At 65.1% G+C, this 20,356-nt stretch carries 16 protein-coding genes; 9 read left to right on the plus strand and 7 right to left on the minus strand.

The features are described from left to right. From Q9R31_RS03450 to Q9R31_RS03465, 4 genes are all read left to right on the plus strand, one after another. Positions 1-504: a hypothetical protein gene (locus Q9R31_RS03450; RefSeq protein ID WP_311261325.1), complete on the plus strand. Its 504-nt coding sequence runs from the start codon at positions 1-3 to the stop codon at positions 502-504. Next, a complete protein-coding gene (locus Q9R31_RS03455; protein ID WP_311261326.1) occupies positions 501-2,615 on the plus strand; it encodes an OmpL47-type beta-barrel domain-containing protein in 2,115 nt (704 codons plus the stop codon). Before Q9R31_RS03450 ends, Q9R31_RS03455 begins: the two co-directional genes overlap by 4 nt. 331 nt (positions 2,616-2,946) lie before the next feature. Further along, complete coding sequence (locus Q9R31_RS03460; RefSeq protein WP_311261327.1) at positions 2,947-3,390, plus strand: YdeI/OmpD-associated family protein; 444 nt, start codon at positions 2,947-2,949, stop codon at positions 3,388-3,390. Between the two features lie 275 nt (positions 3,391-3,665). After that, positions 3,666-4,493: a sulfurtransferase gene (locus Q9R31_RS03465; protein ID WP_311261328.1), complete on the plus strand. Its 828-nt coding sequence runs from the start codon at positions 3,666-3,668 to the stop codon at positions 4,491-4,493. 99 nt (positions 4,494-4,592) lie between these two features. Here the strand turns inward: Q9R31_RS03465 and Q9R31_RS03470 are convergent, their stop codons facing one another. Next, positions 4,593-4,805, minus strand: a complete 213-nt coding sequence (locus tag Q9R31_RS03470; protein WP_311261329.1) for a hypothetical protein — start codon at positions 4,803-4,805, stop codon at positions 4,593-4,595. A gap of 362 nt (positions 4,806-5,167) precedes the next feature. Here Q9R31_RS03470 and Q9R31_RS03475 point away from each other — a divergent pair, with 362 nt between their 5' ends. Then, positions 5,168-5,743 (plus strand): SRPBCC family protein, encoded by a 576-nt coding sequence (locus Q9R31_RS03475; RefSeq protein WP_311261632.1) that lies wholly within the window; start codon positions 5,168-5,170, stop codon positions 5,741-5,743. Positions 5,744-5,851: 108 nt separating this feature from the next. On the opposite strand, the gene Q9R31_RS03480 is transcribed toward Q9R31_RS03475, so the two are convergent. Together Q9R31_RS03480 and Q9R31_RS03485 are read right to left on the minus strand one after the other, a co-directional pair. Beyond that, entirely contained in the window at positions 5,852-8,005 is a 2,154-nt protein-coding gene (locus Q9R31_RS03480; protein WP_311261330.1) for an Ig-like domain-containing protein, read from the minus strand. Positions 8,006-8,621: 616 nt separating this feature from the next. After that, positions 8,622-9,137, minus strand: coding sequence for a hypothetical protein (locus tag Q9R31_RS03485; RefSeq protein WP_311261331.1), 516 nt, complete (start codon positions 9,135-9,137; stop codon positions 8,622-8,624). Between the two features lie 507 nt (positions 9,138-9,644). Here Q9R31_RS03485 and Q9R31_RS03490 point away from each other — a divergent pair. Then, positions 9,645-11,324, plus strand: coding sequence for an ATP-binding protein (locus Q9R31_RS03490; RefSeq protein ID WP_311261332.1), 1,680 nt, complete (start codon positions 9,645-9,647; stop codon positions 11,322-11,324). Positions 11,325-11,396: 72 nt separating this feature from the next. Here Q9R31_RS03490 and Q9R31_RS03495 read toward each other — a convergent pair whose 3' ends face one another. Then, positions 11,397-13,106 carry an alkaline phosphatase family protein gene (locus tag Q9R31_RS03495; protein ID WP_311261333.1) on the minus strand — a complete coding sequence of 570 codons (1,710 nt, stop codon included), beginning with the start codon at positions 13,104-13,106 and terminating at the stop codon, positions 11,397-11,399. 30 nt (positions 13,107-13,136) lie between these two features. After that, on the minus strand, positions 13,137-14,159 hold the full coding sequence (locus Q9R31_RS03500; protein ID WP_311261334.1) for a DUF6454 family protein: 1,023 nt from the start codon (positions 14,157-14,159) through the stop codon (positions 13,137-13,139). Between the two features lie 278 nt (positions 14,160-14,437). Here Q9R31_RS03500 and Q9R31_RS03505 point away from each other — a divergent pair, with 278 nt between their 5' ends. After that, on the plus strand, positions 14,438-15,523 hold the full coding sequence (locus Q9R31_RS03505) for a glycerophosphodiester phosphodiesterase (RefSeq protein WP_311261335.1): 1,086 nt from the start codon (positions 14,438-14,440) through the stop codon (positions 15,521-15,523). Positions 15,524-15,566: 43 nt separating this feature from the next. Here Q9R31_RS03505 and Q9R31_RS03510 read toward each other — a convergent pair whose 3' ends face one another. Next, entirely contained in the window at positions 15,567-18,050 is a 2,484-nt protein-coding gene (locus tag Q9R31_RS03510) for a hypothetical protein (RefSeq protein WP_311261336.1), read from the minus strand. Positions 18,051-18,056: 6 nt separating this feature from the next. Next, positions 18,057-18,719, minus strand: coding sequence for a peptidoglycan-binding protein (locus Q9R31_RS03515; protein WP_311261337.1), 663 nt, complete (start codon positions 18,717-18,719; stop codon positions 18,057-18,059). 219 nt (positions 18,720-18,938) lie between these two features. On the opposite strand from Q9R31_RS03515, the gene Q9R31_RS03520 reads away from it, so the two are divergent. Together Q9R31_RS03520 and Q9R31_RS03525 are read left to right on the plus strand one after the other, a co-directional pair. Further along, on the plus strand, positions 18,939-19,217 hold the full coding sequence (locus tag Q9R31_RS03520; protein ID WP_311261338.1) for a hypothetical protein: 279 nt from the start codon (positions 18,939-18,941) through the stop codon (positions 19,215-19,217). A 104-nt stretch (positions 19,218-19,321) separates the two neighbouring features. Next, the gene (locus Q9R31_RS03525; RefSeq protein ID WP_311261339.1) at positions 19,322-20,236 is read left to right on the plus strand and encodes a DMT family transporter; all 915 of its coding nucleotides are present in this window, start codon (positions 19,322-19,324) and stop codon (positions 20,234-20,236) included. Positions 20,237-20,356 lie beyond the last annotated feature (120 nt).

A 20,356-nucleotide genomic window follows, 5' to 3' on the forward strand; every position in this document is an offset into this window, starting at 1 on the left:
ATGACTGCCATCGCAACGAGGGCCCACCATGGCCGGGGACTCAAGGCAGCGGCACTCGCCGGCCTCCTGGTCACCGCCGGCGCCGGAACCGCCTACGCCTACTGGACTGCGGGCGGAACCGGTTCTGGATCCGCAGCCGCCGGCACCATGCAGACCGTCACCGTGGACGCTCTCGTAGCCGGCGACAACCCCAGGACGGCGCTCATCCCTGGCGGCAGCGCCGACGTCGTACTCCGCCTGACCAACCCCAACCCCTACGCCGTGCAGGTCTACAGCATCACTGCCAACGGCCCCGCCACGGCCGACGCAGCCCACCCCGGCTGCACCACCACCGGGGTCAGCTTCACCGGGACGACCGCCCCGTTGTCCCCCGCAACCTCCGTTGCCGCTAACTCGTCCACCCTGCTCACCCTTCCAGGATCGGCCGTCATGGATACCACTTCTCTCGCAGCCTGCCAGGGCGCAACCTTCAGCCTCCCCGTGACGGCGGAGGTGCGGAAATGAGTCCCACCATCCGGGCATTGTTCAGCCGCAGCGCGTCGCGCCGGCTGCCCTGGATTGCCACCCTGTTCCTGCTCCTGCTGGGCACGGGCACCGCGGCCTACGCATTCTGGGCCTCTACCACCAGCAGCAGCAACGCGACGGCCGCGGCGGACGCACTCTCGCCCGGTTCCAAGCCGGCCGTCACCGCCAACGGTGCCTCGCTCAGCGTCAGCTGGGCAGCCGGCACCACGGTCAATGGCCGCGCGGCAACCGGATACACCATCACCAGGTATTCAGCAGCCAGCGGCGGCACGGGCACCCCGGCCACGGGCGGTTGCGTCGGGACTATCACCACGCTGACCTGCACCGAACAGAACGTCCCCGGCGGCATCTGGTACTACACGGTCACCCCCAACATCGCGCTTTGGACGGGCTACGAAAGCCCGCGCAGCGCCGGCATCAGCAGCGACTCCACCGCCCCGGTGGCAACGGTGTCCAGCATTTCACCCACCCCCAACGCGGCCGGGTGGAACAACACCAGCCCGGTCACCGTCACCATCACTGCCGACGACGGTCCGGCCGGTTCCGGCGTCGCCTCCATTACCTACGCGGTGGACGGCGGCGCCAAGCAGACAGTGAGCGGCGCCGCCGCCACCATCCCGGTCAGCGGCGACTGGACGCACACCGTCTCCTACTTCGCCACGGACAACGCGGGCAATGCCGGGGCTGCTCAGAGCCAGTCTGTTTGGATCGACACCCAGGCCCCGTATGCACCCTCGCTCACCGTACCGGCCTACGTAAACCAGGCCACCGTTTCCGCGGTTCCCGTCACCGGCAGCGCTGAAGCGGGGGCGACAGTTAACCTCATAGCCCGCGATGGCGCCGGGCATTCCGTGCCGGCGACGGCCTCGGCAACCCTGGGTTCCTGGTCCGCCAGCCTGAACCTGAATGGCCTGGACCAGGGAACGGTGACCTACACGGCAACCGCAACGGATGCCGCCGGCAACACGGGCTCACCTATGACAGCCACGAGCGCCAAGGACACGGTGGCACCGGCACCGGCGACGGCAGTGAGTGTGCCAACCTACGTGAACAGCTCCACCGCTTTTTCCATTCGTATTTCCGGAAACGCCGAAGTCGGGGCAGGGGTGACCGTTTCCGCCAGCACTCCAGGGTCTGCCCAACCGGTAACGGGCACGGCAACTGCCAGCGACGGCACGTGGTCGCTGAACCTCAATCTGACGCCGCTCAAAGACGGGACGGTCACATACACCGTCACCGTCACCGATGCCGCGGGCAACAGCACCGCCGTCACAACCACGGACACAAAGGACACAGTGGTGTCCCTGACGCTTGATCCACTGGTTAGCATCCTCAATGGCAACGTCAACAATTACTCCATTGGGGGCACTACCGATTCGGGTTCACCCGTCAGCGTGGCCGTCACGGACGGGGCAACAAGCGTTCCGGCAACGGCATCCGGCGCAACCTGGAACACCGGGCCACTCAACCTGTCCACTCTGAAGGACTCTTCCACAATTCCTTCCGTCAAGGTCAGCGTCAGGGCAACAACCACGGACGCGGCGGGCAACAGCATCACTGTCACTGCCACTGTTACCAAGGACACCGCGGCGCCGACCTTCAAAGACATTACTCTGGTGAACGGCGGGACTCTGGGTAAAGCTGAGCAGGGCGACTCACTGACGATCCAGTTCTCCGAACCTATGGACGCCAGTAAAATCTGCTCCGCCTGGACCAATGATGGCAGCACTCAGACGCTGACCGGCAACAACAATGTCACCGTCAACATAAGCACCACGAATGTGCTGACGGTCTCCAGCACAACGTGCGTGCTGAACTTGGGCTCCATCAGCCTGGGATCCAATGCCAGGTATGGGACAGCAGGTGCCCTCAGTTTCGGGGGCAATGGCAATGCAAGCAACATGAGTTCCGTGACGTGGAACGGGTCCACAACTCTTACCGTCAAGCTGGGGAAGGTCGGTAACACGAGCTCGGGGACCACCACTCTCGCGGATGTCCCCTCCTACACCGCAGGCGCCGGCCTCACAGACCTTGCTGGCAACGCTCTCGGAACAGGCCCCTTCTCAGGTACCACGTCCTTCAGGTTCTAACCCCGCCCTGCTCATGACTCCAACAGGTCGCCCTGCTCTCTACGGAGCTGCGGGGCGACCTTTTGGTAGACACACGCCCTTCGGCGCCCCCTAAGGCCGCTGACGCGGCAGGCAACGACTCCGGGCTTCCGGGGCAGCTGGATGTGGTGGGGTGGTGGCCGTCGCACTGGTGGTGACCCCAGCGTGATCAGGTATAGCTGAGCAAGCCGGAGGACGAGGGCTGGTCTTCAAGCCGGGCCGCCCGCGGATCCCCGCAATGAACACCTCTGTTGAGCAAGGCCGCATGCGCGGAAAGATGTCTGTCGAAGGGGACGGCATGCATACTGTGAAAATGAAATTCACCACCACCATCCAGGGCGACGGCAACAAGACAGGCATTGAGGTACCTGAAGAGATCGTCACTGCACTTGATGCCGGACGGCGGCCGCCGGTGGTCGTCACGATGAACGGTGAAAGCTACCGCAGCAGCATCGCGGTAATGGGCGGCAGGAACATGGTTGGCGTGAGCGCCGCGAACCGGCAGTTGACGGGAGTGTCTGCCGGGGACACGGTCGAGGTGGGCCTGGAACTGGACACCGAGCCGCGGAGCATTGAAGTTCCGGAAGACCTCGCTTTGGCCCTGGGCTCCGAGCCTGAGGCGCAGGCCTTTTACGGGACGCTGAACTACAGCAGCCAACGCCGCTACGTGGAGCCGATCACCGACGCGAAGACGCCGGAAACCCGCTCGCGCCGGGTGGCCAAGGCCGTAGCCGACCTCAAGGCAGGCAAGAAGTAGGCGGCACCGCCGCGGCGGGGAGTACGGTTGTCACCCCACGGAACTTTGAGGCGCCCGGACTGCCCGTCCCGGGATGCCCCGAAGTCCCTTCCACGGACGGTGGAGGCACGGAACGCAGCGCCACACTGCTGGACACCGCGTCCGATAGTCAGTCTACTTACTATTGTCAAGGGACAACCCTGGCGGCACTTGCCTCGCCGGGGGTGCGTTGCCCCCTGTCCATATCGCGGAATGCACGTCTCAATATCCGAACTCTCGTTCTAAGCTCCCAAGACATGAAGACTTGCAACGCCGCTCTGGATCCTTTTGTCGACTGGCAATGGTGCGCCAGCAACATTGCCAGGATCATCCTGGTCGATACCCGCTGGTACCTGGATGGGTCCTCCGGGAAGGCCGCCTACGATGCCGGGCATATCCCGGAGTCTGTCTTCATGGACATGGACCGATGGCTTTCCGGGCCAGCTTCGAAGGAGCAGGGACGCAATCCGCTGCCTGATCCGGAAATCTTTGCCGAAGGAATGCGTCGGGCGGGCATCAGCGACTCCGACATCGTTGTGGCCTACGACGACGCCGGAGGCGTGATCGCGGCCAGACTCGTGTGGATGCTCCGGGCGGTCGGCGGCAACGCGGCGATCCTGGACGGCGGCCTCGCCAGCTACCCAGGCGTATTGGCTACAAACGACACGGAAAGACCAAGGGGGAACTTTGCGGCCCAGGCCTGGCCTTATGAATTGCTGGCAGATATCTCAGAGGCGTCCGCGGATGGATTCAAGGTCATGGATGCAAGGAACCCTGACCGCTTCCAGGGACGCCAGGACCCCATCGACCCGCGGCCGGGGCACATACCCGGTGCCGTGAACGTCCCCTGCCGCGAGAACCTGGATAGCTCAGGAAGGCTGCTCGCGGACGAACGGCTGCGTGAGAATTTCCAGCGCGCCGGCATCGACTCCGCCGCAGACACCATCGCGTACTGCGGATCCGGCGTGACCGCTTGCCACAACCTGCTGGTTCTGGAGCATCTGGGAGCAGGCAAGGGCAGGCTGTTCGTCGGCGGCTGGTCCCAGTACGGGCATGCCACGGACAGGCCGGTGCAAACGGCCTGACCCTTTAACTAACGCGCCACGCCTCAACAGTTCCGTGGCATCGGCTGCACGCCGGAGGCGGGCGCGGTTCACTGCCGTGGTTCACTGCTTCGTCGGGCGCTACTTCTGCTCCGGTATCCAGTCGGGCGCATCAACTCCCATGCCGGTGAGGTTGTCGCAGCGGACCAGCTGGGTACCGATGCGTTCGAGTGGGCAGTCGACATAGGTATTGAGGGCCTCGTCGTCCGTGTAATTTGAGGCAGGGGCTGGCCCCGCAGAGAGGAACAGTGCCGGGAAAACGGCGGCAATGACCGGGACGGTGCGCTTGTACAAAGCTTGTCTCCTTGGATGCGGCAAGGGAGATGGAAAGGCGGCCCGGCCAGAAACGAGGGCGGGCGCAACTGGGGTCCCAGCCGATTCCCAAAAAGCAAGTCCTGAGAGGTCAGGACTCTCCGGCACTAGCAAACGTACTCGTGCCACCGAATGCGCCGTAAGGGTAGCTGGCACCCCACTTGGCGCCACCGCCTACCCAATAGATTTCCCCCTGGCATGCCTGTCACAGGGTAGGCCCCCTGACCGCCGGCACTCCAGGTTGAATCCGGCGCCGGGGGCCTGATTCTGGACAAATGCGGGGCCGTTGATTGCGTGTCACACCATGCGTAGTGTGGGTCAATAATCCGTGGGTGGAGGCAGCAATGGGCGGCAATTCCAAAGGCAGAAACGACTACGAATTCCTGACCGTTTGGCGTGTCGCCGGGACACCGCGCGAGGTGCTGGACATTTTGGGCGATGCCGGCACGCTGGCCCGCTGGTGGCCGTCGGTGTACTTGGCGGTCTTGCCGCTGGAGTCAGGCGGGCCGGACGGCACCGGCAGGGCATTCTTCCTTCACACCAAGGGCTGGCTGCCGTATACCCTCAAGTGGAAGCTCACCGTCACCGAACCCATCACAGAACAAGGATTCGCCATCTCCGCCCAAGGTGACCTCAAAGGCTCAGGACGCTGGACCTTCAAACAGGACGGACCGGAAACGGTTGTCATTTATGACTGGCGGGTCAGCACATCAAAACCACTCCTGCGTCGGCTGAGTTGGTTGCTCAAGCCCGCGTTTTCGGCGAACCATCGCTGGGCCATGGCCCGCGGGCAGGAAGCCCTGGCGCTGGAACTACGGCGACGGCGGCCCGGCGGCGATCACTCCGACATCCCGCAGCCCGCGGCTCCCACCTTTGCAGGCCGGCGCCGGCGGCGTAAGACTGCGCACCTGCCGCTTTGAGCGGATAGCTGGCGTCACCGATTACCGGAGAGGCACGTCGGTGCGATCCCCAGGGATCATGGGTGATGGCTCCGAGACCGAAACCACAAGAGCCCGAGTCCCTAATAATCAGGAGATGTAGTAGCCGCTTGGGCTCCAGTGGATGACGCCGCCCTGATAGTTCTGAGCCACGCTTCCGTCATTCCCTGTCGCGTATTCATCACTTGTGGGGTAGCCGAGGCGACCTGATTCAAACCCTGTGGAGGCCCAGATTGAGCGAATGGCCCCGACGGAGATGTGGGCTCCTGTTACCGGCGACCAGATGATCGCCCCGCCCTGGTAGTTCTGGTACACGCCGCCGTCCCTGAGTCCGCCCACTTCGTCGGTGGTCGGGTAGCCGAGCCTGCCGTTTTCAAACCCTGTAGCCGCCCACAGGCCACGGATCGCCCCGACGGAGATGTGGGCTCCTGTTACCGGTGACCAGATGATCGCCCCGCCCTGGTAGTTCTGGTAGACGCCGCCGTCCCTGAGCCCGCCCACTTCGTCCGTGGTCGGGTAGCCGAGCCTGCCGTTTTCAAACCCTGTAGCTGCCCACAGGCCACGGATCGCCCCCACGGAGATGTGGGCTCCTGTTACCGGCGACCAGATGATCGCCCCGCCCTGGTAGTTCTGGTACACGCCACCGTCCCTGAGTCCGCCTACTTCGTCCGTGACCGGGTAGCCGAGCCTGCCGTTTTCAAACCCTGTGGCCGCCCACAGGCCACGGATCGCCCCCACGGAGATGTGGGCTCCTGTTGCCGGCGACCAGAGGATGCATCCGCGTTCAAAGCACTGGTACCCGCCGTTGTCCTTCAGGCCGTATACCTCTCCCGTGGTGGCTGCGCCAAGAGCGCCATTCAGCGAAGCTGCCTTGGCTGCGATGGGAGTCTGCGCAGACCCGGCCGTCGTGAAAGTCCAGGTCCTGTCTACGGCCAAGGCGTTACCGGCAATATCCTTCACACCGCTGGTGCCGCCCTTGATCGTCGCCGTGTATTTTGTGCCGCTTGCAAGGTCCGCATCTGGGTTGAGGGTTGCCACTTTCCCTGCGGCGTCGTAGGTCACGGCGGCCGGCACCGTCGTCGTTCCGTCGGTGAGCGTGAATGTGTTTGACGTGATCGTGGAGGGGTCCATGGACTCTGAGAAGGTTCCCGCCACATTGCCCGTCACTGCGACTCCGGTGGCACCGGCGGCCGGGGATGTGGCGGTCACGGTCGGAGCAGTGATGTCAGGGCTGCCACTGCCGCCGCTGGGATCGTAGTAGTGCCAGTACTGGCTTGTGGCGTTGACATCTGCAAGCAGCAACAGGCCGCTGTCTGCCGTGCCCCTCGCGGCACTGTTGATGTTTTGCTTCGTCGACGTTACGTTGTGCACGTACTGGTCTGCATCTACGATCCGGGCCGTTTTCGTGGTGGTGAAGTTGATGTTGTCCAGCGGGGTGGACTTTTCGTAGATCGCACCGCCCGAGGTGCTGCAGACACCGGCGTCCGTCGTGCCTGCAGGCTTTGGATAGGTAGCGAAGGTACGCAGCCTCTGGGTGCTCTCGTCGATCATGACCATCACCCGGTTGGGGCATTCCGCAACGGTAGCGATTGTGTGGGCGGACCAGCTGGTGCCGCTGAGGGCCAGCAGCTGGATCTGCGGTTGGGATGCGGATATGTACGAGGTCTTTATGGCTGCGAACACGCGGCCGCCTGAGGAGTCCAGCCATTTGAGGTTCATGTGGTCATCGCTGCTGCGCTGCCCCGACACCGCCGCCACGGGACTACTCCAGGCCGTGGTCGACGCCCCATCGACGTGGTAGCTCCAGTACATGCCGTCGGTGGAGTCCCCCACCTGCCGGCTCCACATCACACCGATCTTCCCATCGAAGGCAATCACGGCTGATGTATCGTCCACAGAGACGTTGCTCATCGATCCGGGAACCTGGAAGGGCGTGCCCCAGGTCTTGCCGTCGGTGGCCGTCGCGTTGAGGTAGATCTTGTTACCCTCCTGCCAACTGGACCAGACCCTTCCAGTGGAGTCCTTGTCGATGGTCAGGACCTCAACTTTGGAGTTGTTGATTTGGCTGGAACCCAGCAGCGTGTATTTCTTGGCAGCGGAGTCGTAGCTGTAACGGCGCATTATCGTGGGGAAATTGGGCTCGGCCGGCAGCTCGTCGTTCACGAACTTATAGCTGGCGACGTACAGCGTCTTCCCGTCCCACAAAACATCATGATGGGTATCGGCGCGAGATTCTGTTGCCACTCCCGTGTCCACCCAGGAGCTCGTCGTCGCGTTGAACCGGAAGATATGGAAATCGGACGAGGCAGAGTCCCACAGATTTCCCCACCATGACCCGTCGTTGAACCACAACACGCTCGTAGCCCGCTTGGTACCTGTGGGCGTCCCCGTGCCGGAATGCGACATATCCTGAACGCCGACATCACCCGTGTCAGCAGACGCCGAAACCGGGACCACCAGAGCACCCAGCGCAATCAACATGGCTGCCAAGAGTGCATGCAGCCGCGAATTCGGCCATCGCCGGGCACGAGGACCAGCCAAGGGATCAACGCCTAATTTGAGGGAAAGCAAGGAAATCCCGGCACTACGACCAGACCGCCCTTCCGTTGCCGCCAACGGACTATCCATGTCCATACGTCCCCCTTGACGTGTCTTGTTTCTGCTGCCTGGTAGAGACACATTAGGAAGCCGGAGGACTAGGCAAAAGCACATAGGAATTTATTGACGTGATCTTGAGGTTCGCTCCGCCACATTGCCGTATTAACTGCGCTGGCCGATTAGGTGCGGGGCAGCCTACCTTTGCAGGCCGGCGCCGGCGGCGTAAAACTGCACACCTGCCGCTTTGAACGGACAGCCCGCGTCACCGATACCGGAGAGGCACGTCGGGGGCGATCCGCAGGGACCGCATCTCCCCCAGCGCGAAAAGATCGATGCCCCCGTCTGGATCCGGCGATTCTTCCGCGCTCAGTTCAGTGAGTGCGATGCGGAGTATTTGCTGCTGCATTCCAGGAAGGGACAGCTCTCCACGCAATTGGGCGGCCACCGCAGCCTCGCTGGCTTCACCACCCAGGCTGTAGTACCGCAGCCACAGGTCCCAAAGGTTAACTCCTGCCTGATTGAACAAGGCGTTCAGATGCGAAGCTTCCTGTTGTTGGACGCTTTCACAGCCCATCGGTTTCCGTCCTCCCATTCGGTGGATTGAAGAGTCGCGGGGGTCCGCCCCTTCGCCTTGACATGGCCGGCGGACCGTGAGCATGTGCATCAGCAATGCTTTCTCGGGCTGGCCAGGGTGGTTGGCTACATGGCGCCTGAGAGATTCACGGACGTCAGCTTCACCTGGAGATGCGCTGCTGAGGATTTCCTCAATGATCTCCATTGCCTGCAGTTGGATCGGCAGGGAGGAGTGGTCTCCGGAGCCCATGGAGGGCAATTCCTGGTTTCCGTTCATGGGTCCAACCTTCGCCTTCCAAAGCGGCCACTGATCCCCAGAGCTGCGGATAAGGGCTCCAGCCCTACCTCCAACCTCATGCTAAGCCTACTTAGCATCACGGCGCGATAACAAGGGAAGGCATGAATTTGCAAGGGGAAAACCACAGTGAAGGCAGGACGGCATCTGCCACAACGCAGAGCGAGGAAAGAGAAGGAAGGCGGGAGCCGGCTCCTCGAGTCCGAGACCGGAGCCGGCTCCCTGCGGTGTTTCCCCCGATGAAGACCAGAGCCTCCCCAGCAAAGGTGCGAACACCGCCAAGGCAAATCATCTGGCATCCCGGACGGTCCCGTCAATGGCTTCTTCCTGTCCGGACGTCTGACTGAGGTGACATGTCCCAGTCATGCCCAAAAAGCACCTGATCAGGAGCAGTGGCAGTGTGGTTAAATGCCCGATATGGGGGACACAACACTTTTAATCTCGGCAGAACGGTACTTTCGGGGGCTTGGACCACGCGGCCGGACAGTCATTTTCCAGCTGCCGCTGTTCGTGACGATGCTGCTGGTCACCGTACTGGTGGTCCTGCTGCACCCAACCCTTGACTGGTCGCTGCCGCTGATCCTCAGCATGGGCGCCCAGCTGCTCCTCCTTGGCGGCTGCGCCCTGATCCCCTGGGAGCGCCTGCCCGCGCGGGCCGTATTGGTCATTCCGGTCCTGGACTGCCTGGCCGTAGGTCTCACCCGGGAAGCCGGCGACCAGTACTTGGCGGTCCTGGGCTTTCTTCTCGCGTTTCCAGTCGTTTGGATTTCGGCGGGCCCGCGTCGGCCGAGAGTCGCAGTGGCCGTCATGGCCACCGTCCTCAGCGCGGTCCTGCCGCCAATCATTCTTGGTACGGGCTTCGACCGGGCGGATTTTATCCGTATTGCCCTGCTCCCCGTCATCCTGGGCGCCATCGCAGTGACCACCTACGGCGCATTCAACGTCATTTCATTCCAACGGCGTTCCCTTGAAAAACGGGAATCCGAGGTGCGGGAGTTGCTGGCCGCAAGCCAGGACCGCGAGCAGTTGCTCAGCACTGTCCTGGACACCGTCAGCGTCGCGGTGTCAGCCGTCGACCCCCAAGGGCACACCATCCTGGCCAACCACCAGTACAGCAGCGACGTCACACGGGCCGTCCGCAAGGACGAGTTGGCGGAGAACCCGTCAGACCTCACCATCTACGGCCCCGATCGGGCCACTCCCCTGCCGCCGGAGCAAAGCCCCCGCCGCCGGGCCGCGAGGGGTGAGGCCTTCACGGACGAGTTGCTCTGGATCGGCAGCGGCACCAGCCAGCGCGCCTATTCCGCCACCTGCCGCCTGATAAAAGCCCCCGACGGACGCCACACCGGCGCGGTGATGGCGTTCACCGATGTCACAGCCCTGGTGGAAGCACTCGCCGTCAAGGACCAGTTCGTCTCCAGCGTCTCGCACGAGCTGCGGACCCCGCTGACCTCGATCCTTGGATACCTGGCCTTGGCCCTGGACGAGGACCTGGATCCGGACCTGGAGGACTACCTCACCGTGATCCGCCGCAACACCCAGCGGCTCCTTGGCCTGGTCGATGACCTGCTTGCCACCGCTACTGACGGCCTAAACGCGAGTCCCTGCCCGGCAGACCTCGGCGAAATCCTCGCGCACAGCGTCGAGGCCGCCTGCCCCCGGGCGCAAGCGGCGGGCGTCACGCTCACGCTCGATCTTGAACCGGGCAGCCAACTCACAGGGAATTTCGACCCCGACCGTATTGGCCAAGCCATCGACAACCTGGTTTCCAACGCCATTAAGTACACTGCCGACGGCGGGTCCGTCACCATCTCCGCCGGCACCAAAGACGACACGCTCTACTGCCAGGTCACTGATACCGGTATTGGCATGACGGAGGAAGAACAGTCCAAGGCGTTCACCCGTTTCTTCCGTGCCGCCAACCTGCACTCCTCGACTATTCCGGGTGCCGGCCTTGGACTGGCCATAACCAAATCCATCATCGAAAACCACAACGGAACCATCAGCATCTCCAGCAGCCCCGGAAAGGGAACAACAGTCTCCCTGACACTGCCGAGGGCGGCAGCTGACGCAAGATCCGCGGAAGTCTCCGCCTGAGATCAAGTCCTCTTCATGAAAAACGCCACCCGGCCGTTGGCCGGGTGGCGTTTTTTGCAGTCTTGCCGGGGGTCAATGACCGAGGCCGGACTTCCCGTTGCCGGAGTGGGTGATGGAGTCGACGGCTCCGGTTTGTTCGTCCAGCAGGACCTGGTCGTTGCGCTGGTGGTGGAAGTTGAACATGGCGCCCAGGGACCCTGCCGTGGCGTCGGCGGAGGCGTCGCCAATCCGGCCGGTGTTCCAGTTGTCCTCGATGAAGCGCAGGATGGACGCCTGGTCCGTTTCGGTGTGGTCCACAAAGTTCTTCTTCGCATACGGCGAAATGACCACTAGCGGCTGGCGTGGGCCGGGACCGCAGCGGTCTGCGTAGCCGCCGGCCATCGGGACTCCGCTGGCCGCAGCGTCCTGGCACCATGCGGCGTCGTCCGCCGTGTTGGAGGAGTTCTTGACCTTCGCGGCGACGTGGTCGTACCAGCCATCCGAGTCGTCGTAGGCGAGTATCACGGCCGTGTTGTCCCAGTTCCTGGACTGCTGGATCTGGTTCACCGTGTTGGTGATGAAGTTCTGCTCGTCCACGGGATCGGAGTAGGCGGCGTGGCCGTCCTGGAACTCGGAGGCCTTCAGGAAGGACACGGCGGGCATGTTGTCGCTGTCCACGACCTTGCTGAAGTCGGTGAGGTCGTATTGGTGGTTGGCCTGCCCGTTGTGCCCGATCTCCGACTCAGAGGCGGGCGCCAGGTGGTGCGGGTTGGCCGTCGAAGCGTAGTACTGAAACGGCTGGTGGTGCGGGGAGTAGTCCGTGACGCTGGCACCAGCGGCGTTGGTGTGCGTTGAAAGGCACGACGCCGGGCTGGTGGCGGTTGTGGGGGTGGTGGGAGTGAAGCCGCCCTGGAACCAGCCCCAGGAGACGCCCTTGTTGTTGAGCAGGTCACCGATGTTGGTGCCGGTCATGCCGGCGAGGTTGCTGGTTTTGGCGTGGCTGCTGTTGGAGCAGTCGTCGTACACGGGGTCCGGGTCATTGATGACGGTGCCCACGCCGTTCGCGTCCGGCTGGCGGACCGCGCTGCTGCCGATGACCGGCGTAGCGACGGGCTGTCCGGCGGCGGTGAATTCCTTGGCCCCGTGGGTCTGCCCGGAGACCAGGTTCAGGGCGCCCGGCGTGGAGGGGCCGAAAACGGTGCTGAAGTGGTTGTCGCTCATGGCGTAGTTCTGGGCGTAGTTCCAGATGCCGGTGACGGTGTTGCCGTCGTAGTAGTCCATGGTCAGTCCGGGGCGGCCGTACTGGTTGGTGCCGCACGCGTCCCGGCTGGTGAACTGGACGAACTTGTCCATGAGGCCGCCGTTGTAGGCCTTCTGCTCGGCGTTGTACCCGTGGTCCTGGTCGCAGGTGACGGCCTGCGACGGCGAGAGCCGGGCCGGCTGGACCGAGTTGGGGTTATTCGGTGCGAGCAGGCCGGCGTTACCCAAAGTGTTGATGTCCCTGGGCGTGTCCTCGGATGCCGTGAAGGACGCGGTCTTGGTGCCCGAGCCCTGCTGGGTTTCGCCGGGGGTGTCGGCAGCGTTGGGGTAAGTGGCGAAATAGTGGTCGAAGGAGACGTTCTCCTGGAAGATCACCACCACGTGCTTGATCGGCGTCGCGGTATCGGCAGGGGTTTCGCCGGCGGTGGCCGGAACGGCACCGAGGCCGAAGAGCCCGGCCGTCAGGGCCGAGGCCGCCAGTGCCGTGGCGCTGGTAGCTGCGGCGACCCGCTTAGGGGTGGACCGTCGTCGTCCTTGAAGCATTGTTGTATCCGTTCGTTCCGGGTGTTGGGGTTACTGGGCCGGCGTGACGGCGGCCTGGTAGGTGAGGATTTCGGTGCCGTTGCCTTCGTCACCGTTGTCGGGGGCCACCGTCATGGTCAGGTGGTCACCTTCGGCCGTCATCTTGAAGGGGTTGCGGGTGGCCACGTGCCCGGCGGTGGACCACTGCTGGAAGGGCACATCGCGGATCACGCTGTGGGATTTCAGGTCGATCATCGCCATGCCGCCGAGCTCATAGGTGGCACCGGTGCCGCCGGCAGCGGGGGTCTGCGGGAGGTTGGTGATGCCGCTGCACAGCATCTTGGAGTTGGGCACGTACTGGCAGTCCTGGTAGTCGATGAAGTAGTTCGGGTTTTCCCAGGTGGAGAGCTGCTTGCCCTGGAGGTCCCATTCGGCGAAGCGGCGTGAACCCCAGGTGTTGCCCACCAGGTGGCCGGTCTTCTTGTCCAACACGATGCCGCCGAAGTGGTCTGCCACCTCGAACTGCTTGTGCACGTCCAGGGTGTTGGCGTCGATGCGGTAGATGATGGCGCTGCTGTTGGGCCGGTACTGGGCCACCGGGACCCAGACGTTGGTGCCGTCGAAGTCGATGCCGCCCGGGTGGTACATGTCCCCTTCGCCCAGGATGATGTCCTTTTGCAGGTTGCCGGCCTTGTCCATCACGAACAGGTGGCCGATGCCCTTGCCGGGGGTCCGGTCGAAACCGTCCTGCGGTGCCGGGTACTTGACGGTCGGTTCAGTGATCTGGACCGCCGACAGGAAGATGTGGTCCCCGCTGTAGGCGATGCCCTCGGTGTGATAGGTGGGGAAGTTCAGTTTCAGCTTGGACGTCTGCTGCCATTTCGTGTTCCGGTCTACACCGCTGAAGGTGTCGGCAAGGGCAGTGTCCGCCTCCTTGTGGGTGCCGGAACCGGTGTTGGCTTCGTGGTCGGTGTTGCCTGCGGCTTGGGCGACGGCGGTACCGCCGACTGCCGACGCCGCCAGGAGGATGGCTGCGGCGGCCGTGGTAACGCCGCGCATACGGGATGTACTCAATGGGGGCAGCCTCTCAGGGATGGGTCTTAGCAAGAAGCCCCAAAGTTACTTAGCGGTAATTAACCGTTGTTGGCAGGCGGATGAACGGCAGGTGGAAACATGCACCCCCTCCCCCGGCACGTGTTTGCGCTGGTCAGGCGTGAAAACCACAGAATCTGCCCGTTCGCCTTCCAGCCATCAGCAGGTCATCTGCGCGTCGCCAGTCATTTCCCGTGAGTCGGAACAGTGGCGGTGGCCCCGCCAACGGGGCTCCCCTCCCCCACTTTGGAGACTCACTGATGAAGTATGCAAAGCTGCTGACCGCAGCCGCCATGTGCACCGGCCTGGCCATGGGAACATCCCTCCCGGCCCAGGCGGCCGACACCAACCCCAACGGCACCGAAAACCATTTTGACCTCCAAGCCCACCGCGGCGGCATCGGCCTGACGGTCGAATCCACCTTGGCGTCCTTCGCCAAGGGCATCGAAACAGGCGTGTCCACCCTTGAGCTGGACCTGCAGATCACCAGGGATGGCCGCGAAGTCATCACCCATGACCGCAAGATCAGCGGCCAGAAGTGCCAGGACACGGCCCCCGTCACCCCGGGAGATCCGCAGTTCCCGTACGTGGGCAAATACATCAAGGACCTCACGTTCGCCCAGGTCCGCAGCCTTGACTGCGGTTCAAAGACCCTGCCGCAGTTCCCGGGCCAGCAGGCTTCGCCCGGCGCCAAGATGCCCACCCTCGCCGAGGTCTTCGACCTGGCCAGGCAGTACCGGGCCAGCCAGGTCAAGTTCAACATCGAGACCAAGGTGGAGGCCGGGGCACCCGAGCAGACAGCACCCCGTGAGCAGTTCGTGGACGTGGCCCTGCGTGAGATCAACGCCGCGAACATGGCCGAGCGGGTATCCATAGAAAGCTTCGACTGGGGTGCCCTGCGCCTGGTGAAGGAACGCCAGCCCGGTATCCGCACGGTTGCCCTGACCAACAAGGACTTCCTGCAGGCCGGCATGCCCGGCGCCTCACCCTGGCTGGGCGGCATTGATTCCGACGACTTCGGCGGTGACCTGGTTGATTCCGCAGCATCCCTCGGGTTCGACGCCATCTCCCCCGTCCACGGCACGCCCCAAAACGGGACCGTCACGGACCCCGGCTACGTCCCCTACGTCACCGCGGACATGGTGACCCGCGCCCACAGCAAGGGCATGCAGGTCATTCCGTGGACGGTGGACGACAAGCCCACGATGCGCGCACTGATGGACCTGGGCGTTGACGGGATCATTACCGACTACCCCAACATGCTGCGCGAGGTCATGGCGGAGCGGTCGCTGAAACTCCCCAAGCAGTACACGCTGGAGCCCGGCGCATCAGCAGCCGCCGGCTGACCACGCTCTCGAACGGCCTGCCTCACTCATGAGGCGGGCCGTTCTAGTTCGCGCCGGAGGTCGGCACCGGGGCCGGGGTCTCCCCTGTCCCGGAACCAACAGTTGGTGCCGGCGTCCCGTAATCAACGGACGACGTCGGCTGCCCGCCTTCCACATACTGGCCCGCCGGGGCGGTGGCCTCCTGAGCCGGGGCCGGGTTGGGGGCACCGGCAGGGGCCGTCGCCTGGACGGAGGCGGGTGCGGCGGCGGTGGGTTCGGCTTGGGCACCGGATGCGGTGGGGCCGGGGACAGAATCAGCGGAGGTCGATGCCGATGGCGTCGGCGCGGAAGCCGGTGTCCCGGAACTGCCCTTGATGATGGCAGTGATCTGCTCCTTGTACCCGTTCAGCGTGGCCTGGATGTCGGACAGCGGCACGTCCTGGGTGTTCCTGCCGTACTCGGCAATCTGCGCCCACAGCGCCTCGAGCTGCTGCTTGCTGGCCGCATCCAGCGGGCCGTCAAGGGTGAGGACCAGCTGGCTGGCCAGGGCGTAGGCCAGGCAGTCGAGGCAGTTGTAGTTGGCGGCCGCGGAGAGGTTCTGCGGAACAATGACGTCCGTCTGGCCCACCACCAGGACCACCTGGAATCCGACAGCCACCGCCGCGCAGCCCGTGCAGTTGGCAAAGGCGTAGGCCTCGTTGGTGGTAGTGACTGGCTCTCCGTCCTCGGCCCACACCAGCGCGAACGCCACGCTGTACGTCACCGAGCCGTCGGTGGTGTTGACGGCGAGCGCCTGGTTTCCGTCGCCCTCGGGAGCAGCCGGCCGGTCGAACGGGAACACCCAGGAGGGGGCGACAGTGCCGGAAGTACCGGAACCGGAAGCAACAGTGCCGGAAGGAGAAGTCCCGGAAGCGGCGCCGGCCTTGTCCACCGGCACCAGCACCATGCTCAGTTGCGGGTTGTCCCGCGTCGGCTTCGTGGCACCCGTCGGCCACAGCGCAACCGTCCGCCCGGTGCTCCCCTGCCGCAACGCACCGCCGTCGCGCTTGGGCAGGATAGCCCGGGTGGCGTCACCCAGCGTCCCGCGTTCGTACGCCTGCACCGGCCGGTACGTCCCGCCGTCGGGCCACCATGCCCAGGCGACGCCGGCCAGCAGGGCCGCGACGGCGCCCATGGCAACAGTGCGCTGCACCGCCTTGCCGCGGGTCTTCTGCCACAGGCCGGTGACCAGCTGCCGCAGCAGCCGCACCACGATGTACAGCACGCCCAGTACCGGGACGGCCACCACCACAATGGCCAGTGCCCGCACGGCCACGCCCGCGAAATCCCCGGCGGACAGGCTCGCGGCCAGCATTTCCTGCTGCTTGACCGCGCTGGCCCAGCCGGTGGCGAGCAGCCGCGGCAGGGACAGCACCATCATCACCATGCTGAACAGCAGCACCGGAACGGTCACCAGGACCCAGATGGTGACCACGGCCCGCGCCCACGGCTTCAGCACCTTGCTCTCCGGGTTCCCCCACCGCCAGGGCAGGACCCCCAGGAGGGTGGGTTTGATCCGCTGGAACAGGTCGGGCACGCCGGTGGCGTCGGCCAGGATGTGGTAGCCGTCGTACTTCACCAGCGGGATCAGCTGGCGGACCATCTGCAGGATCTGCGTGACCACCACCAGCAGCAGCGCGTCAAAGCCGGTGGCCCACCACACGCCCATGATGGCCACCGCCACGATGGCGTTGAAGTACAGCCCACCCAGGTCGGTGCGGATCCTGCCGCCGCGGCCCAGCCGGTAGGAGTCGGTGACGTCCGTGAAGAACGCGGGCCAGAGCAGGTACAGCCCGGCGCCCATGGCCCCGGGCGTTGCCCCGCCCCTGCGGGTGGCGGCGGCGTGGCCGAACTCGTGGAAACCGGCGGAGAGGATGGTGACGGCGAGGATCAGCAGCAGCAGGGCAGGCTGTTCGAAGGCCTCATGCGTGGCGGAGCCCAGGCCCTTGACCATGAGCACCCACCAGCAGGCCGCCAGGAACGCGGCCGTCACGGCCACCACGATCAGCGGGTTGAACAGCACGGCGAAGGGTGCGGTGATCCTGCGCGTGCGTTCGGGATCGGACACGATGTAGCGGAAGCGCAGGCCCAGCAGCGGGTTGGCTTTCTTCACCTCCGGCTGACTGCCGTCGGCGAGCCGGAGCAGGCCCATGGGCAGCAGCTGCGAGTCGATCAGCGTGCGGACGTTCTCCGCGCTGACCAGCCGCCCGGACCCCTCGCTGGCGTGCCGGGCGATGCCCTCGAGGTCACGCGAGCCGTCGGCGGCCTCCAGCACCAGGTACAGCAATGGGGTCAGCTGGAGGGTCTGGCCGTCGGCGCGGCGCACCAGGGCGGGCGGTTCACGGTAACCGGACCCCTCGGCCGGGCCGAGCAGCTGCACACCGTCGGCCCGGGCAGGAAGGTGCGCACCCGCCGTCGTAATGCTGCTGCCCGGCGGATCCTGGGCAAGGGTGGCGCGTGACGACGGCGGGCCCGCCTCACGAGGCGGCCCGCCGTGGGCGTGGGTCATCTTTGGTTACTGCTGCAGGTCGGACTGCTGGTCAGCGGTGGCGTTGGCCTCACCGTCGATGTGCTGCGAGATGGTGGCGCTCTGGTCCGAGATGGCGTACGCCTGGCTGTCGATGGAGCCGATGTTCGCGGCCACCGCGGCATCGATGGGGGCAGCCACGTTGGCGTTGGCGGCCACGGCACCGTTGATGGGGGCGGCGATGGCGGCGTCCGCGTCCAGGTTCACGTCGACGTTCAGCAGGTTGCCGTTCAGGACACCGGCTGCGTCCGTGAGCCCACCGGCGCCTGTGGGATCCGTCACCGTTCCGCCCGTGGTTCCAGCGTCGGTAGTGCCGGCGTCAGCCGTGTCGTCGCCCTGGCCGATCACGCTGTCCTGGGTGGAGTCGGCGTTGGCATCGGCCGTGATGCCCTGGTCGATGGCGGCGTCCTGGCTGGAGAGTGCCTGCGCGTCGGAGCCGAAGGACAGGATGTTGGCCGAGGCGGCGGCATCGATGGGTGCGGCCACGTTGGCGTTGGCGGCGACCGCGAGGTCGATGGGTGCCGCGGCGTTGATGCCCAGGTCCAGGTCCGCGTTCAGGTCCAGGACGGACGCCACTTCCTTGTCCGGCAGGGCGGTGGCCTGCTCCGACATCAGTTCTTCATCGGTGAGGGGACGCATTTCGTTGTCCATGGCTGAGACCTCCGGTGCGGCGCGGGTGCTCTGCCCCCAGCGGGCAGCCCGCGCTCCACAATACTAAGCATGATTAGCAGTTTTGCGAAGTGAAAATTACCCGGCCGCGCGGCCCATCCAGGACCCTTCCAGCTACGAATGGCCTATGTGTAAGCGCCGTCCGGTCGCCCGCACAGCACGTCGACACTGCAGGTCCACACCCAGCCGAAGGGCACATCCATGAGCGGTTCGAACTACTGCCGTTTCCTCTCCGAATGCATCGTCTCCGTCCCCGGAAAGCAGCCGGGGCTGGGCGACGACGAGATGTACGGGCTGTACCTGAGCTGGTGCCTGCTCAACTCGGTGGAACCGGGTTCCGCCGAGGCGTTGTCGGCAGCCGCCGCCCAGGAAGGGCACATGCGGCAGGACATGGGCGGGCGCAGGGAATGGCGGGAACTGTCCATGGCAGGACCTGCCGCCGTCGACTACATCCTTGCCAGCCAGCCCAGCCTGATCTAGCCGTCCGCGCGGGCCGCCGCTTGTCCGGCCGGCCAAAGCAGAAGGACGACGGCGGTTTGTCACCGGGGCGGGTTGCCGGCGTCCCGGGCGGGTAAGGTCTGATCATGATCCAGGCCGCGGCCGTGTCCGCACTGACGTCCTACCACTGGCTGGGGATTCCGATCGCCGCCGCCGGCGCCGTCCTGCTCGCCCTGGGAACGCTGTTCCAGCACCGCGCCGTGGGAGACCAGCCGGCTGCAGAAGGGCGCGCGGCGGGCAGCATGGGCGGCGGACGCCTGCACGCCCTGATGCGGAAACCGGTGTGGCTGGCCGGGACGGCGATGCTGGGTGCTGCGATCCTCCTCCAGCTCACCAGCCTGCGGTTCTCGCCCCTGATCGTGGTGCAGCCCATCGGCGCAATCGCCCTGGTGGTCACCACTCTGGCCACCGCGCGGATGACCCGCCGGTCCCCGGGGCGCCGGGCCCTGACCGCCGTCGCGTTATGCGTGGGCGGCGTAGGCGTGTTCGTTGCCGTGGCGGCGCTGTCCGCGGAGGACGTGGAAATCAGCGACCGGCACCTGGTCACCATCCTGATCGTCCTCGCCGTGGTCCTCGCCTGCGTCGCCGTGGCCTATCTCCTGTGGCGCCACCGCTCGCACGCCGTGTTGTTCACCGCCGGAGCCGGCGTCCTTTTTGGGTTCGTCGCGGCCCTGGCCAAGACCGTCATCGCCCGGCTGTTCCAAGGCGACTTCGAGTGGCTGTCCCTGACGTGCCTGGCGGGGCTGCTCATTGCCGCCCTGGGCGGCAGCTTCCTGGTCCAGAACGCCCACACCCGGGGCTCCCCCGAACTCGTTGTCGCCGGCCTGACCGTCATCGACCCACTCGTGGCCGTCGCGATCGGCATCACCATCCTCGGCGAAGCAGACGCGGCACCCCCGCTGGCCATCGTCCTGTTCCTCCTGTCAGGAGCCACCGCCGTCGCCGGGGTCATCCTGCTCGCGACGGTGAAAACGCACGCCCCCGCTGAGGGCAAAGCCTGACCCTCGAACTGCAGGCAACCGCCCTCGCTGACGGCCGCCGTCACCATTCAGCTTTTTCCCAGCCTGTGCTCCTACAGTGATCCTGCGCCGGTCCCTGCGTCCGGCGCGAACGCGCGCACA

This window comes from Pseudarthrobacter sp. BRE9, from assembly GCF_031844305.1.
Lineage (GTDB): Bacteria > Actinomycetota > Actinomycetes > Actinomycetales > Micrococcaceae > Arthrobacter.

Excerpts from the sequence above, each read along its gene's own strand:
- Q9R31_RS03450 (WP_311261325.1), top strand. The coding sequence starts at position 1 with ATGACTGCCATCGCAACGAGGGCCCACCATGGCCGGGGACTCAAGGCA.
- Q9R31_RS03455 (WP_311261326.1), top strand. The coding sequence starts at position 501 with ATGAGTCCCACCATCCGGGCATTGTTCAGCCGCAGCGCGTCGCGCCGG.
- Q9R31_RS03460 (WP_311261327.1), top strand. The coding sequence starts at position 2,947 with ATGAAATTCACCACCACCATCCAGGGCGACGGCAACAAGACAGGCATT.
- Q9R31_RS03465 (WP_311261328.1), top strand. The coding sequence starts at position 3,666 with ATGAAGACTTGCAACGCCGCTCTGGATCCTTTTGTCGACTGGCAATGG.
- Q9R31_RS03475 (WP_311261632.1), top strand. The coding sequence starts at position 5,168 with ATGGGCGGCAATTCCAAAGGCAGAAACGACTACGAATTCCTGACCGTT.
- Q9R31_RS03485 (WP_311261331.1), bottom strand. The coding sequence starts at position 9,137 with ATGGAGATCATTGAGGAAATCCTCAGCAGCGCATCTCCAGGTGAAGCT.
- Q9R31_RS03490 (WP_311261332.1), top strand. The coding sequence starts at position 9,645 with ATGGGGGACACAACACTTTTAATCTCGGCAGAACGGTACTTTCGGGGG.
- Q9R31_RS03495 (WP_311261333.1), bottom strand. The coding sequence starts at position 13,106 with ATGCTTCAAGGACGACGACGGTCCACCCCTAAGCGGGTCGCCGCAGCT.
- Q9R31_RS03505 (WP_311261335.1), top strand. The coding sequence starts at position 14,438 with ATGAAGTATGCAAAGCTGCTGACCGCAGCCGCCATGTGCACCGGCCTG.
- Q9R31_RS03510 (WP_311261336.1), bottom strand. The coding sequence starts at position 18,050 with ATGACCCACGCCCACGGCGGGCCGCCTCGTGAGGCGGGCCCGCCGTCG.
- Q9R31_RS03515 (WP_311261337.1), bottom strand. The coding sequence starts at position 18,719 with ATGGACAACGAAATGCGTCCCCTCACCGATGAAGAACTGATGTCGGAG.
- Q9R31_RS03520 (WP_311261338.1), top strand. The coding sequence starts at position 18,939 with ATGAGCGGTTCGAACTACTGCCGTTTCCTCTCCGAATGCATCGTCTCC.
- Q9R31_RS03525 (WP_311261339.1), top strand. The coding sequence starts at position 19,322 with ATGATCCAGGCCGCGGCCGTGTCCGCACTGACGTCCTACCACTGGCTG.